Raw genomic sequence first — 3,933 nt, forward strand, 5'->3', positions numbered from 1 at the left:
GTCCGGCGCGTGCGGACGCGGCGGTTTCCGGCCGTCGCGCGCGGGCCCGCTCGGGTCCTTCAGCGGCGGCTCTCTCCGCCGGGAAGGGCGAACTCGCACCACACCGCCTTGCCGCCGCCCAGGGTGCGGCGCGAGCCCCAGCTGGTGGCGATCGTGGCGACGATGGAGATGCCCCGCCCGTTCTCGTCGCCGGGCTCCGCCTTGCGGCGGCGGGGCAGCCGGTCGTCGCCGTCGGTGACCTCGACGATCAGCCTCCGGTCCGTACGGCGCATGCGCAGCCGCATCGGCGGGGAGCCGTGCTGCAGGGAGTTGGCGACCAGTTCGCTGGCCGCCAGCACGCCCAGCTCGCGCAGCTCCGCCGGGAAGCGCCAGCTCGCCAGGACGCCGTCCGCGAAGGCGCGGGCGCGCGGGGCCGCCTCGACGCCGCCGAGGAGGTCCAGCGCCGCGCCGCGGAACAGCTCGGCCTCGCCGTTGTCCCGCAGCGGGTGCTCCAGGACCAGCACGGCCACGTCGTCGTCGTGCTCCGCGGTGACGCCGAGGGAGCGGATGAGCCGGTCGCAGACGACGCCGGGGGCGCCGGTGGCGCCGGCGAAGGCGGTGGCGAGCGCGGTGACGCCCTCGTCGATGTCCTGTCCGCGGCGTTCGATGAGGCCGTCGGTGTAGAGGACGGCGGTCGAGCCGGGCGGGAAGGGCAGTTCGGCGGAGCCGTGCACCCAGCCGCCGGTGCCGAGCGGCGGCCCGGTGGGCTCGTCGACGCGGCGGACGCCGCCGTCCGCGTCGCGGATGAGGATCGGCAGGTGGCCTGCGGAGGCGTGCACCAGGCGGCCCTCGTGCGGGTCGTGGACGGCGTACGCGCAGGTGGCGATCTGGTTCGGGTCGATCTCGGCGGCGAGGCCGTCGAGGAGCTGCAGCACCTCGTGCGGCGGCAGGTCCAGGCGCGCGTACGCCCGTACGGCGGTGCGCAGCTGGCCCATGACGGCGGCGGCGCGGACGCCGCGGCCCATGACGTCGCCGATGACCATCGCGGTGCGGCCGCCGCCGAGGGTGATGACGTCGTACCAGTCGCCGCCGACGGCGGCGTCGGTGCCGCCGGGCTGGTACTTGGCGGCGACCCGCAGGTCGTCCGGGTGCTCCAGCTTCTCCGGCAGCAGGCTGCGCTGCAGCGCCACCGCCGCCTCGCGCTGCATCCGCTCGCCGGCGCGCAGCCGCTCCGCGGCCTCCACCTGGTCGGTGACGTCGGCGGCGGAGACGAGCACGCCGCCGCTCTCGCCGACGTCGATGGGGCTGCAGGTGAACGTGTACGAGCGGGCGTCGGGGGCGCGGCGGGCCTTGACCGTGCGCGGGGTGCCGCTGCGCAGCACCTGGTCCATCAGCGGCAGCAGTCCCAGCTCGGCCAGTTCGGGGAGGGCGTCGCGGGCGGGTGCGCCCGGGGCGCGGGCGCCGAAGACGGCGGCGTAGGCGTCGTTGACGTAGGCGGTGCGGTGCTCCGGGCCGTGGACGACGGCGACGGGCGCGGGCAGCCGGCCCAGGGTGGCGCTGACGGGCAGCTCGACGCCGGGGTCGACGGCGGCGTCGGCACCGGGTTGCGGGCCGGTGTCGCCGCCGCCCGGCTCGTCGCCCTGCCTGTCGTCCGCCGTACCGCCGGGGTCGCCGTCCGGGACGGCGCCGGCGGGCGGGTCCGCCGCCGCCGGCCCGCCCCGCCGCCCGGCGCGGGCGGAGGGGACGGCACCGCGGAACCCCCGCGCGGCGGCGGTGCGGCGCGGGGATCCGGGGAGCCGGGGGCTCCAGCGCGTGAAGTTCAAGCGTGCCAGTCCCAGGTCCACTCGTTCGTCGTTCGTTTCGCTCCGTGCCGTTTCGTGCCCGTCCATGGTCACATGCCCCGGCTCAGTCGCCGTCAGGGCCGCGACCCGACCGGGTGGCGAGTTCGAATTCCGCCCGGGGGTGCTCAAGCGAGCCGAGGGCGACGACCTCCCGCTTGAACAATCCGGCGAGCGTCCATTCGGCGAGCACGTGGGCCTTGCGGCCCGCGGTGGGGAGCTTGCCGAGGTGGTACGCACGGTGCATGAGCCAGGCAGGGTAGCCCTTCAGCCGGTGGCCGTACACATAGGCGATGCCTTTGTGGAGGCCGAGGGAGGCGACGGAGCCGGCGTAGCGGTGGCGGTAGTCGCGCAGGGGTGCGCCGCGCAGTGAGGCGGCGAGGTTGTCGGCGAGGACGCGGGCCTGGCGGACGGCGTGCTGGGCGTTGGGGGCGCAGAGGGCGCCGGGTTCCGCCGCGGTGAGGTCGGGTACGGCGGCGGCGTCGCCGGCGGACCAGACGGCGTCCTCGCCCTTGACGCGGAGGTCGGCGGTGCACAGGAGGCGGCCGTGGTCGCCGCGCGGCAGGCCGGTGGCGGCGAGTACGGGGTTGGGGCGGACGCCGGCGGTCCACACGAGGGTGCGGGTGGGGTAGCGGGCGCCGTCGCTCAGCTGGGCGACGCGGTCCGTGCAGCTGGACAGGCGGGTCTCCAGGCGTACGTCGATGCCGCGTTCGCGGAGCCGTCGTACGGCGTACTCGCCGAGCCGTTCGCCGACCTCGGGCAGGATGCGGTCGCTGGCCTCGACGAGGACCCAGCGCATGTCCTCGGGGCGTACGCCGGTGTAGTAGCGGGTGGCGTAGCGCGCCATGTCCTCAAGTTCGGAGAGTGCTTCCACGCCGGCGTAGCCGCCCCCCACGAAGACGAACGTCAGCGCGGCCTCGCGGACGGCGGCGTCGCGGGTCGAGGCGGCGATGTCGAGCTGTTCGAGGACGTGGTTGCGCAGGCCGATGGCCTCCTCGACGGAGGTGAAGCCGATGCCGTACTCGGCGAGCCCGGGCACCGGCAGCACCCGGGAGACGGACCCGGGCACCAGCACGAGCTGGTCGTACGCCACCTGCAGCGGCGGTTCGCCGGTCTCCGCGGTGGCCAGCGTCGCGACGCGGGCGGTGCGCCCGGGGTGGTCGACGGACGTCACCCGGCCGGAGAGCACGCGGCAGCGGGACAGCACGCGGCGCAGCGGCACGACGACGTGGCGGGGCTGGACGGAACCGGCCGCGGCCTCGGCGAGGAAGGGCTGGTAGGTCATGTACGGGTCGGGGGCGACGACGGTGATCTCCACGGCGCCGCCCCTGAGTTCTCTGCCGAGGTGCTTCTGCAGGCGCAGCGCCGCGGTCATCCCGACGTTGCCGCCGCCGACGACGAGTACGCGCGTCGGATCCGTCATGGCAACCTCCTGCCTGGGGTCCCGCCCGGGGCCCGCCTCCGGGGCGGGGGCCGCCGCCCCCGGCCTCGGAACACTCGGAACACTCGGAACACCCATGACGCACCGCGTTCGGACTTTTGTCCACAGGCGCGGAGAGGATTTCCGGCGCCCGTGGTGTCCGACCCGCGGCCGATCCTTATCCACAGCCCCTTCTCTCTTGACTTCTGCTGAACTATGTTCGTACGAGCCGGAGTGGCCCGACCAGACGCGCTCCGGTAAGCAGGGTGGGGAGTCTCCGGGGGGAGACTGTCATAACCGGGGGAAACAGAGATGCAGGTTCAGAGCAGTCGTCTGTCAGCAAACGCGACAGGATCGGACACTTCGGGCGAACTGGCGACGAATGGCCGGTCGGCGCTGCGGGTCGACGCGCAGCGCAATCTTGAGCACGTCCTGCGTGCCGCGCGCGAGGTCTTCGGCGAGCTGGGCTACGGCGCCCCGATGGAGGACGTCGCCCGCCGCGCCAGGGTCGGCGTCGGCACCGTGTACCGCCGCTTTCCGAGCAAAGAAGTACTGGTCAAGCGCATCGCCGAGGCGGAGACCGCGCGGCTGACCGAGCAGGCGCGCGCGGCGCTGCAGCAGGAGGACGAGCCGTGGGCCGCCCTGGCCCGGTTCCTGCGCGCCTCCGTCGACTCCGGAGCCGGGCGGCTGCTGCCG

Annotated in this window: 3 protein-coding genes; 1 reads left to right on the top strand and 2 read right to left on the bottom strand. The window is 74.9% G+C overall.

Features of this window, described 5'->3' with window-relative positions:
• Window positions 1-59: 59 nt before the first annotated feature.
• The gene (locus tag ABD317_RS34345; RefSeq protein WP_344295368.1) at window positions 60-1,802 is read right to left on the bottom strand and encodes an ATP-binding SpoIIE family protein phosphatase; all 1,743 of its coding nucleotides are present in this window, start codon (window positions 1,800-1,802) and stop codon (window positions 60-62) included.
• 82 nt (window positions 1,803-1,884) lie between these two features.
• The gene (locus ABD317_RS34350; protein WP_344295369.1) at window positions 1,885-3,240 is read right to left on the bottom strand and encodes an NAD(P)/FAD-dependent oxidoreductase; all 1,356 of its coding nucleotides are present in this window, start codon (window positions 3,238-3,240) and stop codon (window positions 1,885-1,887) included.
• Between the two features lie 309 nt (window positions 3,241-3,549).
• Between ABD317_RS34350 and ABD317_RS34355 the strand changes: the two genes are divergently transcribed.
• On the top strand, window positions 3,550-3,933 hold a 384-nt coding region (locus ABD317_RS34355; protein WP_344295371.1), incomplete at its 3' end, for a TetR/AcrR family transcriptional regulator.

The organism is Streptomyces synnematoformans (assembly GCF_039531005.1).
Lineage (GTDB): Bacteria > Actinomycetota > Actinomycetes > Streptomycetales > Streptomycetaceae > Streptomyces > Streptomyces synnematoformans.